This window comes from Olsenella uli (genome assembly GCF_016900775.1).
Lineage (GTDB): Bacteria > Actinomycetota > Coriobacteriia > Coriobacteriales > Atopobiaceae > Thermophilibacter > Thermophilibacter uli_A.
This window is the reverse complement of record NZ_JACJKN010000014.1, coordinates 42,020-62,064: the sequence shown is the minus strand read 5'-3', so window position 1 is coordinate 62,064 and position 20,045 is coordinate 42,020. Positions and strand designations below refer to the sequence as shown.

Genomic DNA, 20,045 nt, shown 5'->3' with positions numbered 1-20,045 from the left:
TCGCTACTCCTTATCGCTCTTCACGTCGCCAGCGAGGACGGCGTCGGCGTTGTCGAGGTCATCGTCCGAGCCGATGAGGTCATCGGCGGGGGCCATGTCAGCGAAGACGTCCACGGCGCTCTCGGCAGCGGCCTCCTCCTGCTCCTGGGCGGCGCGATCGGCGCGCTTCTTGTAGGAGATCGGCTCGATGTCCAGGGCCAGGGAGCGAATCTCCTTGACGAGGACCTTGAAGGACTCCGGGATGCCGGCGGACGGCACGTTCTCGCCCTTGACGATGGACTCGTAGGTCTTGACGCGGCCGTTGGTGTCGTCGGACTTGACGGTGAGGATCTCCTGGAGGACGTTGGCCGCGCCGTAGGCGTAGAGGGCCCACACCTCCATCTCGCCGAAGCGCTGACCGCCGAACTGGGCCTTGCCGCCGAGCGGCTGCTGGGTGACGAGACTGTAGGGGCCGGTCGAGCGCGCGTGGATCTTGTCGTCGACCATGTGGCCGAGCTTCAGGATGTAGCTCGTGCCCACGGTGATCGGGCTCGCGAAGGGCTCGCCGGTGCGGCCGTCGTAGAGGGTCGTCTTGCCGAGGTCGTTGAGCTGCGGGACGAACTCCTCGCGCATGTGCTCGCCGTAGTCCATGCGGGCCTTGTTCATGAGGTTGATGTTCGTGCGGCGCAGAAGCTCCGCGACCTCCTCGTCGGTGGCGCCGTCAAAGACAGGCGTGGCCACGTTGATGGGGCCCGGCACGTAGCGCTCGGAGTTCTCCGACTCGTCGTCCCAGCCGTGGGCGGCGCCCCAGCCGAGGTGGCACTCGAGAAGCTGGCCGACGTTCATACGCGAGGGGACGCCCAGCGGGTCGAGCAGGACGTCGACGGGCGTGCCGTCGGCCATGTAGGGCATGTCCTCCACGGGCAGGACGTTGCAGACGACGCCCTTGTTGCCGTGGCGGCCGGCGATCTTGTCGCCCTGCTGGATCTTGCGGCGCTGCGCGACGAAGACGCGGACGAGCTCGTTGACGCCCGGCGGGAGGTCGTCGCCGGCCTCGCGGCTGAAGCGCACCACGTCCACGACGCGGCCGTAGGCGCCGTGCGGCATCTTGAGGGAGGTGTCGCGCACGTCGTGGGCCTTGGCGCCGAAGATGGCGCGGAGCAGGCGCTCCTCGGCCGTGAGGGCCGTCTCGCCCTTGGGCGTGACCTTGCCCACGAGGATGTCGCCGGGGCCGACCTCGGCGCCGATGCGGATGATGCCGTCATCGTCGAGGTTGGCGAGCATGTCCTCGGAGAGGTTGGGGATCTCGCGGGTGATCTCCTCGGGGCCGAGCTTGGTGTCGCGGGCGTCGATCTCGTGGCGGGAGATGCTCACCGACGTGAGCAGGTCCTCCTGCACGACGCGCTCGGAGACGATGATGCCGTCCTCGTAGTTGAAGCCCTCCCACGGCATGTAGGCCACGGTGAGGTTGGCGCCGAGGGCGAGCTCGGAGTGGTCGATCGAGGTGCCGTCGGCGAGCGGCTGGCCCGCCTCGACCTTCTCGCCCGCGCGGACGATCGGGCGGTGGTTGATGCAGGTCGACTGGTTGGAGCGCTCGTACTTGGGCAGGTCGTAGCGCTCGGAGCCGTACTCGTCGGAGTAGACGACCACGTGGGCGGCGTCCACCTCGGTGACGGTGCCGGCGTGGGCGGCGCGGATGAGCTCGCCGGAGTCGAGCGCGGCGCGCTCCTCCATGCCGGTGCCGACGAACGGCGCGTGGGCCTTGATCAGGGGCACGGCCTGGCGCTGCATGTTGGCGCCCATGAGGGTACGCTTGGCGTCGTCGTGCTCGAGGAACGGGATGAGGTTGGCGGCCACGGAGAGCAGCTGGCGCGGGGAGACGTCCATGTAGTCGACGTCCTCGACGGCCACCTGCGCGGGCGCGCCGAAGGAGCCGTCGAAGTCGCGGGTGCGGGCGATGACGCGCTCGGGGTGCGTCACGTTGCCCTTGGAGTCAACCTCGATGAACTTGCCGGTCTTGGGGTCGAACGGCGTGTTGGCGGGGGCGATGTTGTGCACCTCCTCCTCGTCGGCCGTCATCCAGTCAATCTTGTCGGTGACCTTGCCATCCTCCACGCGACGGTACGGTGCCTCGATGAAGCCGTACTCGTTGACGTGCGCGTAGAGCGCGAGCGAGCCGATGAGGCCGATGTTGGGGCCCTCGGGGGTCTCGATCGGGCACATGCGGGAGTAGTGCGAGTTGTGAACGTCGCGGACCGCCGTCGGCACGTTGGTGCGGCGGCTGGAGCCGGACTTGTGGCCGGCGAGGCCGCCCGGGCCGAGCGCGGAGAGACGGCGCTTGTGGGTGAGGCCGGCCAGCGGGTTGGCCTGGTCCATGAACTGCGAGAGCTGCGAGGAGCCGAAGAACTCCTTGATGGCCGCCACGATCGGGCGGATGTTGATCAGGCTCTGCGGCGTGATGTCGTCCACGTCCTGGGACGCCATGCGTTCGCGCACCACGCGCTCCATGCGGCTCATGCCGATGCGGAACTGGTTCTGGACGAGCTCGCCCACGGTGCGCACGCGGCGGTTGCCAAAGTGGTCGATGTCATCGAGGCGCTTGGTGGTGTCGCCGGCGTGGAGGGCCAGCAGGTAGCGCAGGGACTCGATGATGTCCTCCTGCGTGAGCGCGCGGGCGGAGGACTCCAGGTCGAGCCCGAGCTTCTTGTTGACCTTGTAGCGGCCCACGCGGGCGAGGTCGTAGCGCTGCTCGTTGAAGTAGAGGCCGTCGATGAGCGAGCGGGCGGAGTCCACGGTGGGCGGCTCGCCGGGGCGCTGGCGACGGTAGATCTCGAGCAGGGCGTCCTCGCGGGTGGTGGCGGTGTCGCGCTCGAGGGTGTTGCGCACGACGTCGGAGTCGCCAAGGAGCGAGAGAATCTCGTCGTCCGTCTCGGCGATGCCGAGGGCGCGCAGGAACATCGTGGCGGACTGGCGACGCTTGCGGTCGATGGAGACCACGAGGTGGCCGCGCTTGTCGACCTCGAACTCGAGCCATGCGCCGCGGGCGGGGATGAACTGCGCCTTGTGGACGCGCACGCCGTTGTCCATCTCGGAGGCAAAGTACACGCCCGGGGAGCGGACGAGCTGGGAGACCACGACGCGCTCGGTGCCGTTGATCACGAAGGTGCCGCGCTCGGTCATGAGCGGGAAGTCGCCCATGAAGACGAGCTGCTCCTTCATCTCGCCGGTCTCCTTGTTGACAAAGCGCACGTCAACGAAGAGGGGGGCCTGGTAGGAGATGTCCTTCGCGCGGCACTCGGCGATGGTGTGCGCCGGGTCGCCAAACTGGTGGTCGCCAAAGGTGACCTGCAGGGTGTGGGCGGAGTTCTCGATCGGGGAGAACTCGGCAAAGGACTCGGCAAGCCCTTCCCCCATGAACCGCTCGAAGGACTCCTTCTGAACGGAGATGAGGTTCGGCAGCTCCATCGCCGGGGCGATCTTGCTGAAGGTCTTGCGTCCGGTCGTGCCTTGTGGTTTGGTAAGAGCAGTCTTTGCGGTAGACACCAGGCTTTTCCTCCTTCAAAAAGGGTGGAAGGCGGCAATTGTCGCAATGTAATAAGGTACCGAAACCACCTGGTTCGGTCAATGAAAAGTCTTGACTTGCCTACCGTTTTCGAGTAGCTTTTCGCGGATACCCCCTTGAGCTGCATAAACGCTGTGGCGAGAAGAACCTCTATGTGTAGGTTCGGTGGTTGCCCGCCGCTCGACGTTCTTCTCGCCGTCAGCGGCCCTGCTTCCCGCCTCCCGTTATCAAATCGGGGGTTACGGCGCTGTTGGCATTTTTGGCGTTGTCCATTCTGGGGCTGTGGCAGCGATTGGCCTGCCACAGCCGCGGATTCCGCAACATGCCGAGAAGAACGCCCTGTTGGCGTTCCGCCCTGGCTGCCATATGCCCCAAAACAACAACGCGGCCGTCCCGGGAATTGCCACGGCCCCCAACCCCGCAACGCATGCCATCCCCTACGCAAAAAGGGGCCGGACCTGCGGGTCCGACCCCTTGTCTGCGCTGAGCGCGTTACCCAAGCAAGCGAACTTACTTGAGGGTGACGGTGGCGCCGGCCTCCTCGAGCTGCTTCTTGGCGGCCTCGGCGTCCTCCTTCTTGGCGCCCTCGAGAACGGCCTTCGGGGCGCTCTCGACGACCTCCTTGGCCTCCTTGAGGCCGAGGCTGGTCAGGGCACGGACGACCTTGATGACGGCGATCTTGTTGTCGCCGAAGCCCTCGAGCACGACGTCGAAGTTGGTCTTCTCCTCCTCCTCGGCGGCAGCGGCGGCCGGAGCGGCGGCCACGGCGGCGACGGGGGCGGCGGCGGAGACGCCGAAGGTGTCCTCGATGGCCTTCACGAGCTCGGAGGCCTCGAGCAGGGTCATCTCCTTGAGGGCGTCAATGATCTCCTCGGTGGTAAGCTTAGCCATTTCTGTTTCCTTTCGGTCCCGTGCGGCTGGCACGGATTGCTTTTGCGTGTGCGGGGCGGATGCCCCGGGTGCGCGGCGAAATGCCGCAGGTGGCCGCTAGGCGGCCTGCTTCTGCTCGGAGACAGCGTTGATGGAGCGCGCGAGGCCAGCGGGGACCTCCTTGACGCACACGGCGATGTCGCGGGCGAAGCCGCTGATGAGACCAGCGATCTGAGCCATGAGCTGCTCGCGGTTGGGCAGGTCGGCGTAGGCCTTGGCCTCGTCGGCAGAAAGGGCCTTGCCATCGGCGATGGCGCCGACGAACGCCATCTTCTTGAGCTTCTCGGACTGCTCCTTGATGACCTTGGCGGCATCGACGGGGTCCTTCTCATAGAAGACGTAGGCGCAGGTGCCGGCGAGCGCGTCGTCGATGTTGGGCAGCCCGGCGTTCTCGAGCGCGAGCTTGACGATGTTGTTCTTGTACACCTTCATCTCGGCGCCCGCCTCGCGCAGCGCGCGACGAACCTCCTGGGTCTCCTTGACGGAGAGGCCACAGTAGTCGACGACGAACACGCCCTGGGAGGACTCCAGCGACTGGGAGACCTTCTCGAGCATCTCGACATTGGACTTGGACGGCATGTAGTACACCTCCTTCTCTCTGCGGTCAGGCATGCCGCCGACGCGGGCGGGCCTTCCGCATGAGAAGACCCCGTTCGGCACAGCCAAAGCGGGGTCCTCGAAGATGCTATCTCTGAGACCACCTCGGCAGGCGGGTTACCCCTTTGAGCCTTGCGGCACCGGCTGTCTTTGGCAGCGGACATGCGATGTTTTCACACAGGACGGGCGTCCTGCGCGTGACATTCTGTCACGACGTCGGACGCCCGTCAAGCAGACACAGGAACTTCAAACGAGAAGAACTACTCCTCCATGAGGTTACGGGTCTTGGTGGAGTCGACCTTGATGCCCGGGCCCATCGTGGTGGAGACGACGACGGACTTGACGTACTTGCCCTTGGCGCTGGACGGCTTCACGCGGAGCAGCTCGTTGATGAGCGCGCCGTAGTTCTCGACGAGCTTCTGGGTGTCGAAGGACACCTTGCCCATCGGGACGTGGCAGATGCCGTAGCGGTCGGCGCGGTACTCGACGCGGCCGGCCTTGAGCTCGCCGACCATCTTGGCGACGTCCATGGTGACGGTGCCAAGCTTGGGGTTGGGCATGAGGCCGCGGGGGCCGAGGATCTTGCCGAGGCGGCCGACCTTGCCCATCATGTTGGGCGTGGCGATGGCGGCGTCGAAGTTCAGCTCGCCGGCCTGGACCTGGGCGACGAGGTCATCGGAGCCCACGATGTCGGCGCCGGCGGCCTCGGCCTCGCGGGCCTTCTCGCCCTCGGCGAAGACGGCGACGCGCACGGACTTACCGGTGCCGTGGGGCAGCGCGATGGAGCCGCGGACGTTCTGGTCGGCCTTGCGGGTATCGACGCCCAGGCGGACGGCGACCTCGACGGTCTCGTCAAACTTGGCGGGAGCGAGCTCCTTGGCGAGCTCCATGGCCTCCTTCGGGGAGTAGAGCTTGGAGCCGTCCACCTTCTCCGCGGCGGCCTTGTAGTTCTTTCCGTGCTTAGGCATGTTGCTTACCTCCTGTGGTCATCGGGCCTTCCGCCCTCCCACATCGTGCGTACAAAGGGGGCCGTCCCCTTTGTACGGTGAAAGCGTGCAAAGGGGACGGCCCCCTTTGCACGCACGAAACGCTACTCGGCGATGGTGACGCCCATGGAGCGGGCGGTGCCGGCGACGATCTTCTTGGCGGCCTCGATGTCGTTGGCGTTGAGGTCCGGCATCTTGATCTCGGCGATCTTGGTGAGCTGCTCCTGGGTGAGCTGGCCGACCTTGTCGCGCTGGGGCACGCCGGAGCCGCTCTTGAGGCCGAGCTCCTTCTTGATGAGCTGGGCCGCGGGCGGGGTCTTGCAGACGAAGTCGAAGGAGCGATCCTCGTAGACGGTGATCTCAACGGGGATGATGTCGCCCTGCTTGTCCTGCGTGGCGGCGTTGAAGGCCTGGCAGAACTGCATGATGTTGACCTGGGCGGCACCGAGGGCGGGGCCGACGGGAGGCGCGGGGTTGGCCGCACCGGCCGGGATCTGGAGCTTGATGAAGGCAGTGACCTTCTTCTTTGCCATGGTTCTTCTCCTTGAAGACGTGTCGAGTCGTACTATGTGTGCGCCGCGTCCGAGAAGCTATCCTCACCGATACCGGACGGGCGGGAACTCCGCTAGGCGATGACGGAGATCTGGTCGAGCGTGAGCTCGACGGGAGTCTCGCGGCCAAAGATGGTGAGCATGACCTTGACCTTGCCGGACTCGGGCATGACCTCGGAAATCTGGCCGTCGAAGTCCGCGAGCGGGCCGGAGAGCACGTGGACCGCCTGGCCAACCTCGAGGTTGGTGGCAACGCGCTTGGGAACGGACGTCGTGGTGCCACGCCCGCCGCCGCGGCGCATGATCTTGTCGAACTCGTCGCGACGAAGCGGCGTCGGCTTGCCGTCGAGCCCCACGAAGCCCGTCACGCCCGGCGTGTTGCGGACGACGGCCCAGGTGTTGTCGTCGACCTCCATGCGCACGAGGACGTAGCTCGGGAAGACCTTGGACTCCTTGGTCTCGCGCTTGCCGCCGTCCTTGATCTCCGTGACCTCCTCGGTCGGGATCTGGATGTCGACGACCTTGTCCTCGAGACCGTAGGTCTCGATGCGGTGCTCAAGGTCAGCCTTGACCTTGTTCTCGTACCCAGAGTAGGTGTGAATCACGTACCAGCGCTTAGCCATGCCTACCCCCTGAGACCAGTGAAGCCGATAAGAGCGGCGACGATGCCGGAGTCCACGAGCCAGATGACGATGCCAAAGACGATGAGCATGGCGATGATCGCCACCGAGTAGCTCATGAGCTCGTCGCGAGAGGGCCACACGACGCGACGCATCTCGGAGCGGACGTCACCGAGGTAGTTCCTCAGGCGGCGGAAGAGGCCGGGCTTCTTGTCCGACTTCTTCTCGTCCTTCTTGGCGGGATTCTTCTCGGCCTTGACGACCTCCTTGGAGGCCTTCTTGCCCTCAGAGCCGGCGGAACCCTGCGCAGAGGCGGCCTGGGCGGCCTCGACGCGGGCACGCTCCTCGGCACGGGCCTTGCGGACGCTCCTCTTGTTACGGTCCTTGTTCGCCATCCGTCGACTCCTAGAAAACGGGCCTTACATGGAAACCGGCTATCCCCGAAGGGAAAGCCGGTGGTGAAATCTGGCAGGCCAGGAAGGACTCGAACCCTCAACAAACGGTTTTGGAGACCGCCGCTCTACCATTGGAGCTACTGGCCTGTGATGAAAACCCACCTTGGTTAGCGGGTCTCCCGATGAAGCGTGTGCTTCTTGCACCACGGGCAGTACTTCTTGAGCTGCATACGGTCCGGGTTGTTGGACTTGTTCTTGTCCGTGGTGTAGTTGCGGCGCTTGCACTCAGTGCACGCGAGGGTAACTAGAGTACGCATCAATCCTCCTGAAGAGCTTCTCGTTGGAGGGAGTTTCCCTCGAACGCGGTGCGGTGGTGTACGTTACCAGTCCCGCAGCCATTCTGTCAACTAAAAGCGATTCTCACATACTGAATCACAAAATCATCAAATTGCTTGGCTGAAAAAAGGACCCGACACCCTGCGGTGCCGGGTCCAAGAGTCACTTACGAAGAAGTTACTCGATGATGGTGGAGATACGGCCGTCGCCGACGGTGTGGCCGCCCTCACGGATGGCGAACTTGTCGCCCTGCTCCATGGCGATGGCGTGGATGAGCTCAGCGGTGATGGTCACGTGGTCGCCCGGCATGGCCATCTCGACCTTGGTGCCGTTGGAGTCGGTGAGCTCCTGGATGTCGCCCGTGATGTCCGTGGTGCGGAAGTAGAACTGCGGACGATAACCGGCGAAGAACGGGGTGTGACGGCCGCCCTCCTCCTTGGTCAGGACGTAAATCTCACCGGTGAACTTCTTGTGCGGCTGGACGGAGCCCGGCTTGCAGATGACCTGGCCACGCTCGATGTCCTCGCGCTTGATGCCGCGGAGAAGGATGCCGACGTTGTCGCCAGCCTCGCAGAAGTCCATGGTCTTGCGGAACATCTCGATGCCGGTGGCAACGGAGGTCTGCTTCTCACGGATGCCCACGATCTCAACGGGGTCGTTGAGCTTGAGCTGGCCGCGCTCGACACGGCCGGTGGCGACGGTGCCGCGGCCGGAGATCGTCATGACGTCCTCGATGGCCATCAGGAACGGCTTGTCGTTGTCACGCGGCGGCGTGGGGATGTACTCGTCGACGGCGTGCATGAGCTCGATGATGGAGTCGACCCACTTCTGCTCGCCGTTGAGGGCGCCGAGGCCGGAGCCACGGATGATGGGCAGGTCGTCTCCGGGGAAGCCGTACTCGGAGAGGAGGTCACGGGTCTCCATCTCAACGAGGTCGATGAGCTCCTCGTCGTCAACCATGTCGCACTTGTTCAGGAAGACGATGATGTAGGGGACGCCGACCTGACGGGCGAGCAGGATGTGCTCGCGGGTCTGGGCCATGGGGCCGTCGGTGGCGGCGATGACCAGGATGGCACCGTCCATCTGAGCCGCACCGGAAATCATGTTCTTGATGTAGTCCGCGTGGCCCGGGCAGTCGACGTGAGCGTAGTGGCGCTCCCAGGTCTCGTACTCGATGTGGGCAACGTTAATGGTAATGCCGCGCTGACGCTCCTCGGGAGCCTTGTCGATGTTCTCGAAGGCGGTGTAGTCAGCCTTGCAGCCCTCGGTCTCAGAGAGGACCTTGGTGATGGCCGCGGTCGTGGTGGTCTTGCCGTGGTCGACGTGACCGATGGTACCGATGTTTACGTGGGGCTTAGAACGATCGAACTTCTCCTTGGCCATTGCCATCCTCCTTTTGGAACAAACCTGTTCGGCCATCCCGTAGTGCTAACGCGTTCTTATGCTAAGCGGCGCCGAAGCGCCGCCAAGAACTCTGGTACCGGTGACTGGACTCGAACCAGTGACATCGCGGGTATGAGCCGCGTGCTCTAACCAACTGAGCTACACCGGCGTGGTGCCGTGCGACCGAAAAGAGGGAATGGAGCCCGCGACCGGATTTGAACCGGTGACCTCTTCGTTACCAACGAAGTGCTCTACCGACTGAGCTACACGGGCGAATGGTGGGGATGCTTGGACTCGAACCAAGGAACCCAGAGGGAGCGGATTTACAGTCCGCCGCAGTTGCCGCTGTGCCACATCCCCATTCCGTTTTCAGCCACCCGCAAGGCGCCTTCTCCCCTGCGAGCGGAAGATAGATTACGACGCGGAGAAAAACTTGTCAACGTATACCCCGCTTCCGGGCGTATCCATCCTCACGAGGCGTACACATCCGCAGGTCAGAGCATCTTCTTGAAGGGCGATAAACGCAACGAGGCCGCAGCGCATGACGCAACGGCCTCGAATCGTTCCTGGAGCCGGCAGAGGGAGTCGAACCCCCAACCCACGGTTTACAAAACCGTTGCTCTGCCATTGAGCCATGCCGGCGTGTCAGTACATGATAGCGGAACCGGTACGGGGCTGCTGACAAAGGTGTCGGGGTCGTTTGTCATGAAAGGTTCATGACAAACGACCCCGACACCTTTGTCAGCAGCCCGTTACCCCCGCAGGAGGCGCCAGAGCTTCTCGCGCGCGGCCGGGTCGATGCGGTCCTCCAGGCGCATGTGCTGCGTCTGTCGCTCGGCGTTGGCGCGCTCGTACTCTACGGCGAGCTGGTTCACGTCGGCCACGAGCACATCGCTCGAGATGCGCGTCACGGGCACGCCGCCCACCGTCGCGCGGATCGTGCGGTCCGAGGTCACCACGGTTACCGCCCGCGGCAGCAGGCGCTGCTCGGTGACCAGCCGCTCAATGACGGCGTCCGCGGACTCCCCGGTGCGCGAGAAGACCATGCGCACGCCCGCCCTGGAGAGGTCGGGCCGATCCGGGGAGACGTTGCCCGCCGCGTCGAATACGATCACCGGCTCGTAGCGGCCCTTGGCATAGGCCGCCACATCGGCCACGAGCAGGTCGCGCGCCTGCTCGAAGGGGTCACCTTCCACGGTCTCGTCCATGCGGGCGAGGTAGCGCGGGGACTTGAAGATCACGTTGTAGCCGTCGACCACCAGAAGCTCGCGGTCCGCGCCCGGGCTAGGCATCCGTCCCGCCCGTCTCCTGCCGCCGCAGCCACTCGTAGCAGAGCACGGTCGTGGCCTGGGCGACGTTCAGCGACTCCACGTGCCCGCGCTGCGGCAGACGGCACGCAAAGTCGCACTTCTCGGCTACCAGGCGGGAGATCCCCTCGCCCTCGGAGCCCATCACGAGCGCGAGGCGGCCGCCCATGGGCGCATTCCAGACGTCCTGCTCGGCGTGCTCGGTCGCGGCGCAGGCCCAAAAGCCCGCCGCCTGGAGCTCCTCGATGGCGCGCGCGAGGTTGGGCACCTGCGCGATGGGCAGGTGCATGACGGCGCCGGCGGAGGTCTTGTACGCGCCCACGCCCACGGAGGCGGCGCGCGCCTTGGCAACCACGACGCCCGCCGCGCCCACGACCTCGGCCGTGCGCACGATGGCGCCAAAGTTGCCCTGGTCGGTCACGTGGTCGAGCACCACCACGAGCGCGGGCCCCTCCCCCGCCGAGGCAATCACGTCGGAGAGCTCGGCGTACTCAAAGGGGCGCGCCCGCACCACGACGCCCTGGTGCGCGCCGTGACTCGAAAGCGCGTCGAGCCGGCCGCGCGGCACCCGCTCCACGGGCACGCCGGCGTCCTCCAGGCATGCCGCGATCTTCTCAAGGGCGAGGTCACGCTCGCCGGAGCGCTCCTGCACGAGGGCACTTCTCAGCGGCATCCCGCAGGAGAGCGCCTCCTCGACGGCACGACGCCCCTCGATGAGGTCGCCCCGGTCGCGCGCCTCACGGCGCAAAGCGCGCGGCCCCGCGCCCTTCTCGCCCCGCGGGCCGCGCTGCGGGGCCCTGCCCCTGCCGCCAACAGGGCGAGAAGGGCGACCCTGCTGCGGGCCGCGCCCCTTGCCCTTGCCGCCGCGGACGTCGCGCCCGGGCGTACGTGACTGGTTCTTTGCCATACGACTCTCCCCTTGCTTTGCTCGGCCAGTATACCGGGCCCACGTCACCTAACACGACGATACTTCAGTCCTCTGCCCGCGCCAATCGTCTCCACGAGCCCAAGAGCAATCAGACGCTTGAGAATTCCCCTGAGCTTTGAGCGACTAAAGCTCACGCTCTTCTCCAGCTCTCCGGTCGCCATGGCCCGCACGGGACTGAGCAGATCGTATACGAGCCTCTGATCGCCAACCAGCCCGTTATCCTCCTTGACGAGGGGCAGGGTCACCGTTATCGAGTTCTCCGTGACAGCAAACGTCGGCTTGGCAACGCTGCCCTCATATGCCTCCTTGATTCTGATAATCCCCGTACCAAAGGCCTCGATGATGCCCAGCCGGTAGAACACGTTGGCAAGGATGGGGTTGCGCATGATGGAGACCCTGCCGAAGAGGTACTCCTCCTCGGATATGCCCGCTGGAAGTCCGCCCGGAGATGAGACCTCCACGCGGTCGGGGTGCATCGAGACGCGAACCCGCGCCGCAACGTCCCACGTCCTGTGAACGACCGCATTTGCGAGCGCCTCACGGAACGCCCGGACGGGCACCGTTTCGACCAGCCTGCGATGGACCCCCTCAACCCGTTCGTAGCAATATGCGTCCCTGAAGAGCCCTGCCACGTCATCGAACTCCGTCAGGAGAGACGCGCCTTCGTAGGTCGCGTGCTTGAGTATCACGCTGATGTCCTCGCCAAAACGTGCGACGTCGATTCCGGGGAACGCGCTTCGATCGGCGAGGATCGCTGCGGCGTTGTTGTAGGTTCCTGACGGGGAGAGAAGGCTGAGCGTCTTGAGCGTATCGGAGTTAAAACTCGCAAGACCTAGCCTCTCTTGCATCGCCGCCCCAAGCCGAGCGAACACAAGGTCCTGGTCCTCTGATGGGAGCTGCTCGAAGCTCAGATTGCTGCCGTCAAGGGTGAGGCGCGTCAGCTCCGTGCGATCGACCTCGACCGTCGCGCCATCTGCACGCTTGTACGCCTTCGCACGATAGAGATAGGGCGTTGCGGCGCCTGGCATGACCTTGAGCTCGACCGTCGAGGTGAGCGCGCGTATCGTGAGCTCAAACTCCGGAATGGGCGTGATGGAGTCGTTGATGCGGTTCTCTATGTCGAGGCACGCCCGCGCGGGGTCTTGAAGACCAACCGGCTTCCCATCATCAGCGATGCCAAAGTAGACCGTCCCGCCACCGTAGTTCGCAAACGCAGAAACGGTTTTGAGGAACGAGTTGCTCACGGACGCCTTGAACTCAACGGTTTTTGACTCTCGCATTTCATCCCCCCTTCTCTCGTTTTGCTCACAGAGTGTACGCAAAAAAGTGCGCGCAAAATTTTGCGCGCACTTTTTTGCGTAAAACTACGAGAAAGCCGCATTTGCTCGTGCGTTTGCGCCCTACTCCTTGCGACGCAGGCGGGCACCCGCGGCAGTGTCCTCGACCACGAGGCCGAGCGCGGTGATGCCGTCGCGGATGGCGTCGGCCACGCCCCAGTTCTTCTCGGCACGGGCCTGCTGGCGCGCGGCGAGAAGAGCCTCGGCGGCCTCGGCGGGCGACGCCCCGCCATAGCCGGCCTGCTCGCGCGCGAGGTCGACAAGCTCGGCGGGCAGGTCATCGTCCCCGGCGGTGCGGGGCAGCTCGATCCCCATGACGCCCGCAAGCTCGCAGAGCATGTCAGCGGCGCGCAGGGTCACGGCCGTCGAGGTGTCGTCGGCGGCGTCCGCCAGATAGGTGTTGGCGTCCGTCACGAGCGAGAAGATCGCGGCGAGGCCGCCCGCGGTGTTGAAGTCGTCGTCCATCTGGCGGCAGAACTCCTCGCGCGCGGCGTCGATGGCGCGCCCGAGCCGGCGGTCGGCATCGTTGAGCTCGCCGTCCTGCGGGGCGCGCTCGGCAGCCCAGCGCAGGTTCTTCACGCAGGTCTGCAGACGCTCGAGCGTGCCGCACACGCCGTCGAGCCGGTCGAAGGAGAAGTCGAGCGGCGCGCGGTAGTGGGTCTGCAGCATGAGCAGGCGCACGGCGTCCGCGGGGTACCTGTCGAGCACCTCCTTGAGCGTGTAGAAGTTGCCGAGGCTCTTGGACATCTTCTCGCCGTCGACGCGGAGCATCCCCGTGTGCATCCAGGTGTTGGCGAGCGCCGCGTCCCAGGCGCACATGGCCTGGGCGGTCTCGTTCTCGTGGTGCGGGAAGACGAGGTCGGCGCCGCCGCCGTGGATGTCGATCGGGGTGCCCAGGTAGCGGTGGATCATGGCGCAGCACTCGGTGTGCCAGCCGGGGCGGCCCTCCCCCCAGGGGCTGGGCCAGCTCGGCTCGCCGGGCTTGGCGGCCTTCCAGAGCGCGAAGTCAAAGGGGTCGCGCTTCTCGTCGTTGACCTCCACGCGCTCGCCGGCGCGCATCTGGTCGAGGTCGCGCCCGGAGAGGATGCCGTAGCTCGTGTCGGAGCGCACGGAGAAGTAGACGTCACCGGACGGCACGACGTAGGCGTGGCCGCGCTCGATGAGCACGGAGATCATCTGCTGCATGGCCTCGATCTCACGCGTGGCGCGCGGGCGGATGTCCGGGTCGAGCACGCCGAAGCGGTGCATCTGCTCGATGAAGGCCGCCGAGCACTCCTCGGCCACCTCCGCGGCGGTCTTGCCCTCCTCGTTGGCGCGGTTGATGATCTTGTCGTCCACGTCCGTGAGGTTCTGGGCAAAGGTGACGGCGTAGCCCTTGTATATGAGGTAGCGGCGAATCACGTCAAACGCGAGAAACGTGCGCGCGTTGCCGATGTGAATCTGGTCGTAGACCGTGGGGCCGCAGACGTACATCCGGATCTTGCCCTCCTCGATGGGGACAAGCTCCTCCTTCTTGTGCGTCTGGCTGTTGTAGACGAGCATGGTTGCTCCTTGGCGGTTGGCTCTCTTGCGTTGGACCAGTATAGCGCCGGCAGGCGACAAGAACTACGCGCCCGCGCGCTCCAGCAGGACCACGGCCCAGGCCGCGATGCCCTCCTCGCGGCCCACGAAGCCGAGCCGCTCCGTCGTGGTGGCCTTGACGCCCACCGCCTCGGTGGGCACCCCGAGCGCGGCGGCCATGTTGGCGCGCATCTGCTCGCGATAGGGGGCGAGCTTGGGCGCCTGCGCGGCGATCGTGCAGTCCGCGTCCGCCACGCGCCAGCCGCGCGCGCGAGCGAGCTCGGCCACGCGGCGCATCAGCGCGAGCGAGTCGGCGCCCTCGTAGGCAGGGTCGGTGTCCGGGAAGAGCTTGCCGATGTCCCCCTCGCGCAGGGCGCCGAGCACGGCGTCCATGAGCGCGTGCGCCACCACATCCGCGTCCGAGTGGCCCGCGAGGCCGCGCTCCGCGGGCACGTCGACGCCGCCCAGCACGAGCCGGCGCCCTTCCGCGAAGGCGTGCACGTCAAAGCCATGTCCTATGCGTAGCATGCGCAGTCCTCTCTCGCGCGACCCGACAAAGGTGACCTGACAAGGGTGCCGGGGCAAACTGTCATGAAGGGCTCATGACAGTTTGCCCCGGCACCCTTGTCAGGTCAGGAGGCGCTGGCCGAGGGCCGCCTCGGCGAGGGCCAGATCCTCGGGGACGGTCACCTTTATGTTGTCGCGCGAGCACTCGACCACGCGCACGCGCCCGCCGTGGCGCTCCACGAGGGAGGAGTCGTCGGTCCCCTGGTACTCGTCGCGGGCAGCCGCCCGGTGCGCCGCGAGCAGGACGCGCCGCCGGAAGACCTGCGGGGTCTGCGCCGCCCAGTAGAACGAGCGATCCGGCGTGGCGACGATGGTGTCCCCCTCAACGAGCTTGAGCGTGTCAACGGAGCGCGACGCCAGGATGGCGCCGGCGAGCGTGGCGTCCCCGCGCACGGCGGCAACGGCCCGCTCGATCATCTCGACCTCGATGAGCGGGCGCGCCGCGTCATGCACGGCAACGAACTCCAGCTCGCGGGGCACCGACCCCAGGCCCGAGAGCACAGAGGCCTGCCGCGTCGCGCCAGAGGGGGCAAGGGACACGGGCTTGGTCAGGGAGAGCCGCGAGAGCACGTCCTTCTCGACCTCCGCCCCGCGCTCCGGGGCGCACACGATCACGATGCGCGCGACGGAGGGCGCCTGGTCGAAGGCGGCGATGGACCAGCACATGAGCGGCAGCCCGCAGAGCTCCACGAACTGCTTGCCGCGCGGGTCGCCAAAGCGCTCCCCGGTGCCGCCCGCCACGATAACGGCGCAGGTGTCCGGTCCGACCTCGGGCGCGCCCGCGGGAAGCGGCTGCGCGCACGCGCAGGGCGCGGGCGCGTCGCGCATCGGGGCGCCGACCTCCATCACTCGCCCTTTCCCCACATGCGGTGCAGGCTGTTGGCGAGGACGTCGGGGTTCTTCACGCCGATCTCGCCGAGGCGCTGCGGGTCGTCGTCCACGGCCTCCAGGATCTCCTGGAGCGAGCCGTACTCGTCAACGATCTTGTCGGCCATGCCCTCGCGCACCACGGGCACGCGCGAGAGCGTGCGCAGGCCGAGCGGCGTCATGATGGAGTCCTCGCCGCGGTCGTCGCTGAAGCCGAGGATCTTGGCCACGAGCTTGGCGGAGCGCAGCTGGGTGTTGACGGTGTCGTGGAGGCGCTTGCGGATGGTGCGCGCCGCCTCCTCGGAGGAGTCCGCCGCGTAGTCGCGGATCATGAGGGTGTAGGCCTCGTCCACGCCCGAGAGGTACTCCTCGCGCTGCATCTGGGCGATCTTGCCCTCGCTGCCGAGCTGGACGATGCAGGCGTCGAGCTCGGAGCCCGCGGACATGAGCACCTCGAAGAGGTAGAAGATGTCCGTGAGGTCGCCGAGCGTGACGCAGTCGTCGAGCTCGAGGCTCGTGAGGCGCAGAAGGCTCCGGTCGAGCTGCGAGCGCGTGTTCTGCATGGCCACGGTGAGCTGGTTGCCGAGCACAAAGAGGTCGCGCACGCTTTTGATCTGGAAGCCCTTGCCGTCCACGTAGACGTTCACGACGGATCGGCGCGAGGACACCGAGATGACCGTCGCCTTGGTGAGCAGGCTCATGCGCGCGGCGGTGCGGTGGCGCGTGCCCGTCTCGGAGGTGGGCAGGGACGGGTCGGGGTTCAAGTGGTAGTTGGCGCGCAGAATCTTGGTGATGTCGCGGTCGATCACCACGGCACCGTCCATCTTGCAGAGCTCGAAGAGGCGGTTGGCCGTGAACGAGACGTCGAGCTTGAAGCCGTCGTCACCGGCCGCGAGCACGTTTTCCGTGTCGCCCACGCAGATGAGCGCGCCGAGGTGCCCGGCGAGGATCATGTCGAGCGCCACCCTGAGGGGCGTGCCGGGGGCTGTGTTCCTGATGGCGTCCTGGAGGCGCTGCTCGCGCTCCGCAACGCCCGTGCTCAGCTGGGATGCGTCCATGGCGGCCCCTTCGTGTGCGCGCCGGCCCCGCCGGGCCGGCCTGACTTCTCGCCTCTCAGTATACGGCGTGACAAGGGGGACGGAGGGGTTGTCACCGCTCCGCCCCCCCGTCACGTACGCTAGTCGGATGCGAGGAGGCTTCCGCCGCTCGCGCGCGGGGCGGACGGCTCCGGAAGCGACGCCAGGTCGGGCGAGGCCATGTGCTCGCGGCGGCGCGGCGCGGGAATCTCGCCGGTCGCGTGCTCAAAGACGAGCCGCCCGTCCTTCTCGTCCACGCGGATGATCTCCCCGCGGTGCCAGAGGTTCTGCAGCAGCTCCTCGGAGAGCGGGTCCTCGATGAGCGTCTGGATGGCGCGGCGCAGCGGCCGCGCGCCGTAGACCGGGTCGGCCCCCTCCTTGGCCACAAGATCGCGCGCGGCGTCCGTGAGCTCGATGGACATCCCCTGCGCGATGAGGCGGTCGCGCAGGTCGGCCACCATGAGCTCCACGATCCCGCGCAGCTGCTCGGACGTGAGGGACTTGAAGACCACGACCTCGTCCACGCGGTTCAAGAACTCCGGGCGGAAGTGCTTCTTGAGCTCGGACATCACGCGGCTCGTGATCTCCTTGTCGGAGAGGCCGCCCGCCCCCTGGGCGGAGAAGCCCATCGTGGTGGTCTGCGCGATGTCGCGCGCGCCGATGTTGGACGTCATGATGATGACGGTGTTGGAGAAGTCCACGTGGCGGCCCTGGCCGTCCGTGAGGCGACCCTCCTCCAGGATCTGGAGAAGGACGTTGAAGACGTCGGGGTGCGCCTTCTCCACCTCGTCGAAGAGCACGACGGAGTAGGGCCGGCGGCGCACGGCCTTGGTGAGCTCGCCGCCCTCGTCGTAGCCCACGTATCCGGGAGGCGCGCCCACGAGCTTGGAGACGGTGTGCTTCTCCATGAACTCGGACATGTCAAAGCTGATGAGCGCCTCCTCGGAGCCGAAGAGGAATTCGGCGAGCGCCTTGGCGAGCTCGGTCTTGCCCACGCCCGAGGGGCCGAGGAAGATGAACGAGCCGCCGGGGCGGCGCGGGTCCTTGAGGGGGCTGCGGCTGCGGCGGATGGCCTTGGCGACCTTGGTCACGGCCTCGTCCTGGCCCACGACGCGCTCGTGGAGCACGTCCTCGCAGCGCAGGAGCTTGGAGGCCTCGGCCTCGGTGAGGCTCGAGACGGGCACGCCCGTCATCGTGGAGACCACGTCCGCGATATCGTTCTCGTCCACGGTCACCACGTTGGCGGCCAGCTCCTCGCGCCACTTGGCCTCGAGCTCGTCGCGGCGGGCCACGAGCGCCTTCTCCTCGTCGCGCAGGCGCGCCGCCTCCTCGAACTCCTGGGCGGCCGCGGCGGCCGACTTCTCCTCGCGCACGCGGGCGAGGTCAGCGTCGGTCTGGGCGATCTCGGGCGGCAGCGCCATCTTGTGCACGCGCGTGCGGGCGCCCGCCTCGTCGAGCACGTCGATGGCCTTGTCCGGCAGGAACCGGTCCTGCACGTAGCGGCTCGAGAGCGTCACGGCCGCCTCCACGGCGGCGTCCGTGTAGCGGACGTGGTGGTGCTTCTCGTAGCGCTCCTTCAGGCCCTCGATGATCTTGATCGTGTCCTCGGGGGAGGGCTCGCCGATGTTCACCGGCTGGAAGCGCCGCTCGAAGGCGGAGTCCTTCTCCACGTGCTTGCGGTACTCCTCGGCGGTGGTGGCGCCGATGACCTGGATCTCGCCGCGCGAGAGGGGCGGCTTCAGGATGGAGGCCGCGTCGATGGAGCCCTCGGCCGAGCCCGCGCCGATCACGGTGTGGATCTCGTCGATGAAGAGGATGTCCTCCTTGGAGTCCTGGAGCTCCTTGACGACCTTCTTCATGCGCTCCTCGAACTCGCCGCGGTACTTGGAGCCGGCGACGAGGCTCGCGAGGTCGAGCGTCCAGATCTGCTTGCCGCGCAGGATGTCCGGCACGTTGCCCCCGGCGATGAGCTGCGCGAGCCCCTCGACGATGGCCGTCTTGCCCACGCCCGGGTCGCCCAGGATGAGCGGGTTGTTCTTCTGCCGGCGCGCGAGGACCTGCATGACGCGCTCTATCTCGCGGTCACGGCCGATCACCGGGTCAAGCCGGTCGTCGGCGGCGAGCTTGGTGAGGTTGCGGCCGTACTGCTCCAGCACGGAGCCCTCGTCGCCGGACTGCTGCGGGCCGGGGCCGCCAAAGCCGGCCATCCGCACGTCGGCCGTGGCGGGCTGCGCGCTCTCGGAGGACTTCGAGGCGAGCTCGTTCACGGCGTTGCGCACGGCGTCGGCCGAGACGCCCATCTGGCGCAGGGCGTCCATCGCGCGGCCGTTGCCCTCGGAGACGATCCCCAGCAGCAGGTGCTCGGTCGAGATGTACGTCTGGCCGTGGGTCATCGTCTCGCGATACGCCCCCTCGAGCACGCGCTTGGCGCGCGGCGTGAAGGGGATGTGCCCGCCGGGGACGGGCTCGGTCTCGCTCGGCGTGAGGTCGCGCACGGTGGAGAGCGTCTCGTCATAGGTGACGTCGAGCTTGGCGAGCGCCTGGGCCGCCACGCCGTCGCCCTCCTTGATGAGCGCCAGGAGCAGGTGCTCGGTGCCCACGTACATCTGCCCGAGGCCGCGCGCCTCCTCCTGCGCGAGGCTCATCACCTTGCGCGCCTTGTCGGTAAACTTCTCAAACATAGGGGATTCCCTCCCATGGTCGTTTCACGGTTATAGTTTGTACCCATGGCGCGCCCAGCGCAAACACCATAAGCGACGCAGCGTTCTTCTCGCGATGTTGGCCGGCGTATGGGGGCACTCTCGCAGGGCACTCGCGAGTGCGGTCACACGGCGGTGTCTAAGCGGGTACTCGCGGGGATTGCCCCGCAGGATGCCCGCACCCACGTGAAATATGTCGCGAGTGCGGCCGCACCTGCGGAGGGCACTTGCGGAGGGCACTCACGGGAGCCGCCCGCACCCGCCCCGCGCCCATCTATAGATTTTGCGACACGCCGACGTCCCGCCCAAAACGGGCGTCCGCAACGCATCGTTTCTCCCGGGGCCGCTGCCTGCCCCTCTGCCGC

At 66.6% G+C, this 20,045-nt stretch carries 17 protein-coding genes and 5 tRNA genes; all 22 read right to left on the bottom strand.

All coding sequences use genetic code 11. The features are described from left to right. Positions 1 to 3 precede the first annotated feature (3 nt). The 22 genes from rpoB to H6A23_RS08740 all read right to left on the bottom strand — a co-directional run bounded on the left by rpoB (position 4) and on the right by H6A23_RS08740 (position 19,662). A complete protein-coding gene (gene rpoB / locus H6A23_RS08845) occupies positions 4 to 3,522 on the bottom strand; it encodes a DNA-directed RNA polymerase subunit beta (RefSeq protein WP_204831819.1) in 3,519 nt (1,172 codons plus the stop codon). A gap of 529 nt (positions 3,523 to 4,051) precedes the next feature. After that, entirely contained in the window at positions 4,052 to 4,432 is a 381-nt protein-coding gene (gene rplL, locus H6A23_RS08840; RefSeq protein ID WP_204831818.1) for a 50S ribosomal protein L7/L12, read from the bottom strand. Between the two features lie 96 nt (positions 4,433 to 4,528). Then, positions 4,529 to 5,050, bottom strand: coding sequence for a 50S ribosomal protein L10 (rplJ, locus tag H6A23_RS08835; RefSeq protein ID WP_204831832.1), 522 nt, complete (start codon positions 5,048 to 5,050; stop codon positions 4,529 to 4,531). A gap of 278 nt (positions 5,051 to 5,328) precedes the next feature. Beyond that, on the bottom strand, positions 5,329 to 6,036 hold the full coding sequence (gene rplA / locus H6A23_RS08830) for a 50S ribosomal protein L1 (protein WP_204831817.1): 708 nt from the start codon (positions 6,034 to 6,036) through the stop codon (positions 5,329 to 5,331). Positions 6,037 to 6,158: 122 nt separating this feature from the next. Then, complete coding sequence (rplK, locus tag H6A23_RS08825) at positions 6,159 to 6,587, bottom strand: 50S ribosomal protein L11 (RefSeq protein ID WP_075279225.1); 429 nt, start codon at positions 6,585 to 6,587, stop codon at positions 6,159 to 6,161. A gap of 92 nt (positions 6,588 to 6,679) precedes the next feature. Further along, positions 6,680 to 7,228, bottom strand: a complete 549-nt coding sequence (gene nusG / locus H6A23_RS08820) for a transcription termination/antitermination protein NusG (protein ID WP_204831816.1) — start codon at positions 7,226 to 7,228, stop codon at positions 6,680 to 6,682. Between the two features lie 2 nt (positions 7,229 to 7,230). Next, positions 7,231 to 7,620 (bottom strand): preprotein translocase subunit SecE, encoded by a 390-nt coding sequence (secE, locus tag H6A23_RS08815; protein WP_204831815.1) that lies wholly within the window; start codon positions 7,618 to 7,620, stop codon positions 7,231 to 7,233. A gap of 71 nt (positions 7,621 to 7,691) precedes the next feature. Next, a tRNA-Trp gene (locus H6A23_RS08810) sits at positions 7,692 to 7,767 on the bottom strand. 20 nt (positions 7,768 to 7,787) lie between these two features. Further along, entirely contained in the window at positions 7,788 to 7,937 is a 150-nt protein-coding gene (gene rpmG, locus H6A23_RS08805; RefSeq protein ID WP_075279222.1) for a 50S ribosomal protein L33, read from the bottom strand. A 196-nt stretch (positions 7,938 to 8,133) separates the two neighbouring features. Next, on the bottom strand, positions 8,134 to 9,339 hold the full coding sequence (gene tuf, locus H6A23_RS08800; protein WP_075279221.1) for an elongation factor Tu: 1,206 nt from the start codon (positions 9,337 to 9,339) through the stop codon (positions 8,134 to 8,136). A 92-nt stretch (positions 9,340 to 9,431) separates the two neighbouring features. Beyond that, positions 9,432 to 9,508 (bottom strand) — tRNA-Met (locus H6A23_RS08795). 28 nt (positions 9,509 to 9,536) lie between these two features. Next, a tRNA-Thr gene (locus H6A23_RS08790) sits at positions 9,537 to 9,612 on the bottom strand. Between the two features lie 3 nt (positions 9,613 to 9,615). Then, positions 9,616 to 9,699, bottom strand: a tRNA-Tyr gene (locus tag H6A23_RS08785). A gap of 207 nt (positions 9,700 to 9,906) precedes the next feature. Continuing rightward, positions 9,907 to 9,981 (bottom strand) — tRNA-Thr (locus H6A23_RS08780). A 110-nt stretch (positions 9,982 to 10,091) separates the two neighbouring features. Next, complete coding sequence (locus H6A23_RS08775) at positions 10,092 to 10,631, bottom strand: NYN domain-containing protein (RefSeq protein ID WP_204831814.1); 540 nt, start codon at positions 10,629 to 10,631, stop codon at positions 10,092 to 10,094. Further along, positions 10,624 to 11,553, bottom strand: a complete 930-nt coding sequence (gene rlmB, locus H6A23_RS08770; protein ID WP_204831813.1) for a 23S rRNA (guanosine(2251)-2'-O)-methyltransferase RlmB — start codon at positions 11,551 to 11,553, stop codon at positions 10,624 to 10,626. The genes H6A23_RS08775 and rlmB overlap by 8 nt, the downstream gene beginning before the upstream one ends. A 44-nt stretch (positions 11,554 to 11,597) precedes the next feature. After that, the gene (locus tag H6A23_RS08765) at positions 11,598 to 12,854 is read right to left on the bottom strand and encodes an ATP-binding protein (protein WP_204831812.1); all 1,257 of its coding nucleotides are present in this window, start codon (positions 12,852 to 12,854) and stop codon (positions 11,598 to 11,600) included. Positions 12,855 to 12,974: 120 nt separating this feature from the next. Beyond that, on the bottom strand, positions 12,975 to 14,453 hold the full coding sequence (gene cysS / locus H6A23_RS08760; protein WP_204831811.1) for a cysteine--tRNA ligase: 1,479 nt from the start codon (positions 14,451 to 14,453) through the stop codon (positions 12,975 to 12,977). A 63-nt stretch (positions 14,454 to 14,516) separates the two neighbouring features. Next, positions 14,517 to 14,999, bottom strand: coding sequence for a 2-C-methyl-D-erythritol 2,4-cyclodiphosphate synthase (gene ispF / locus H6A23_RS08755; protein ID WP_204831810.1), 483 nt, complete (start codon positions 14,997 to 14,999; stop codon positions 14,517 to 14,519). 99 nt (positions 15,000 to 15,098) lie between these two features. Continuing rightward, positions 15,099 to 15,884, bottom strand: coding sequence for a 2-C-methyl-D-erythritol 4-phosphate cytidylyltransferase (gene ispD / locus H6A23_RS08750; RefSeq protein ID WP_286165921.1), 786 nt, complete (start codon positions 15,882 to 15,884; stop codon positions 15,099 to 15,101). Further along, a complete protein-coding gene (disA, locus tag H6A23_RS08745; RefSeq protein WP_204831809.1) occupies positions 15,884 to 16,963 on the bottom strand; it encodes a DNA integrity scanning diadenylate cyclase DisA in 1,080 nt (359 codons plus the stop codon). Before disA ends, ispD begins: the two co-directional genes overlap by 1 nt. Before the next feature lie 119 nt (positions 16,964 to 17,082). Beyond that, complete coding sequence (locus tag H6A23_RS08740; RefSeq protein ID WP_204831808.1) at positions 17,083 to 19,662, bottom strand: ATP-dependent Clp protease ATP-binding subunit; 2,580 nt, start codon at positions 19,660 to 19,662, stop codon at positions 17,083 to 17,085. Positions 19,663 to 20,045: the final 383 nt, after the last annotated feature.

Excerpts from the sequence above, each read along its gene's own strand:
- H6A23_RS08765 (WP_204831812.1), bottom strand. The coding sequence starts at position 12,854 with ATGCGAGAGTCAAAAACCGTTGAGTTCAAGGCGTCCGTGAGCAACTCG.
- rpmG (WP_075279222.1), bottom strand. The coding sequence starts at position 7,937 with ATGCGTACTCTAGTTACCCTCGCGTGCACTGAGTGCAAGCGCCGCAAC.
- H6A23_RS08775 (WP_204831814.1), bottom strand. The coding sequence starts at position 10,631 with ATGCCTAGCCCGGGCGCGGACCGCGAGCTTCTGGTGGTCGACGGCTAC.
- cysS (WP_204831811.1), bottom strand. The coding sequence starts at position 14,453 with ATGCTCGTCTACAACAGCCAGACGCACAAGAAGGAGGAGCTTGTCCCC.
- disA (WP_204831809.1), bottom strand. The coding sequence starts at position 16,963 with ATGGACGCATCCCAGCTGAGCACGGGCGTTGCGGAGCGCGAGCAGCGC.
- rplL (WP_204831818.1), bottom strand. The coding sequence starts at position 4,432 with ATGGCTAAGCTTACCACCGAGGAGATCATTGACGCCCTCAAGGAGATG.
- rlmB (WP_204831813.1), bottom strand. The coding sequence starts at position 11,553 with ATGGCAAAGAACCAGTCACGTACGCCCGGGCGCGACGTCCGCGGCGGC.
- nusG (WP_204831816.1), bottom strand. The coding sequence starts at position 7,228 with ATGGCTAAGCGCTGGTACGTGATTCACACCTACTCTGGGTACGAGAAC.
- secE (WP_204831815.1), bottom strand. The coding sequence starts at position 7,620 with ATGGCGAACAAGGACCGTAACAAGAGGAGCGTCCGCAAGGCCCGTGCC.
- rplJ (WP_204831832.1), bottom strand. The coding sequence starts at position 5,050 with ATGCCGTCCAAGTCCAATGTCGAGATGCTCGAGAAGGTCTCCCAGTCG.
- tuf (WP_075279221.1), bottom strand. The coding sequence starts at position 9,339 with ATGGCCAAGGAGAAGTTCGATCGTTCTAAGCCCCACGTAAACATCGGT.
- ispF (WP_204831810.1), bottom strand. The coding sequence starts at position 14,999 with ATGCTACGCATAGGACATGGCTTTGACGTGCACGCCTTCGCGGAAGGG.
- H6A23_RS08740 (WP_204831808.1), bottom strand. The coding sequence starts at position 19,662 with ATGTTTGAGAAGTTTACCGACAAGGCGCGCAAGGTGATGAGCCTCGCG.
- rplA (WP_204831817.1), bottom strand. The coding sequence starts at position 6,036 with ATGCCTAAGCACGGAAAGAACTACAAGGCCGCCGCGGAGAAGGTGGAC.
- rplK (WP_075279225.1), bottom strand. The coding sequence starts at position 6,587 with ATGGCAAAGAAGAAGGTCACTGCCTTCATCAAGCTCCAGATCCCGGCC.
- ispD (WP_286165921.1), bottom strand. The coding sequence starts at position 15,884 with ATGGAGGTCGGCGCCCCGATGCGCGACGCGCCCGCGCCCTGCGCGTGC.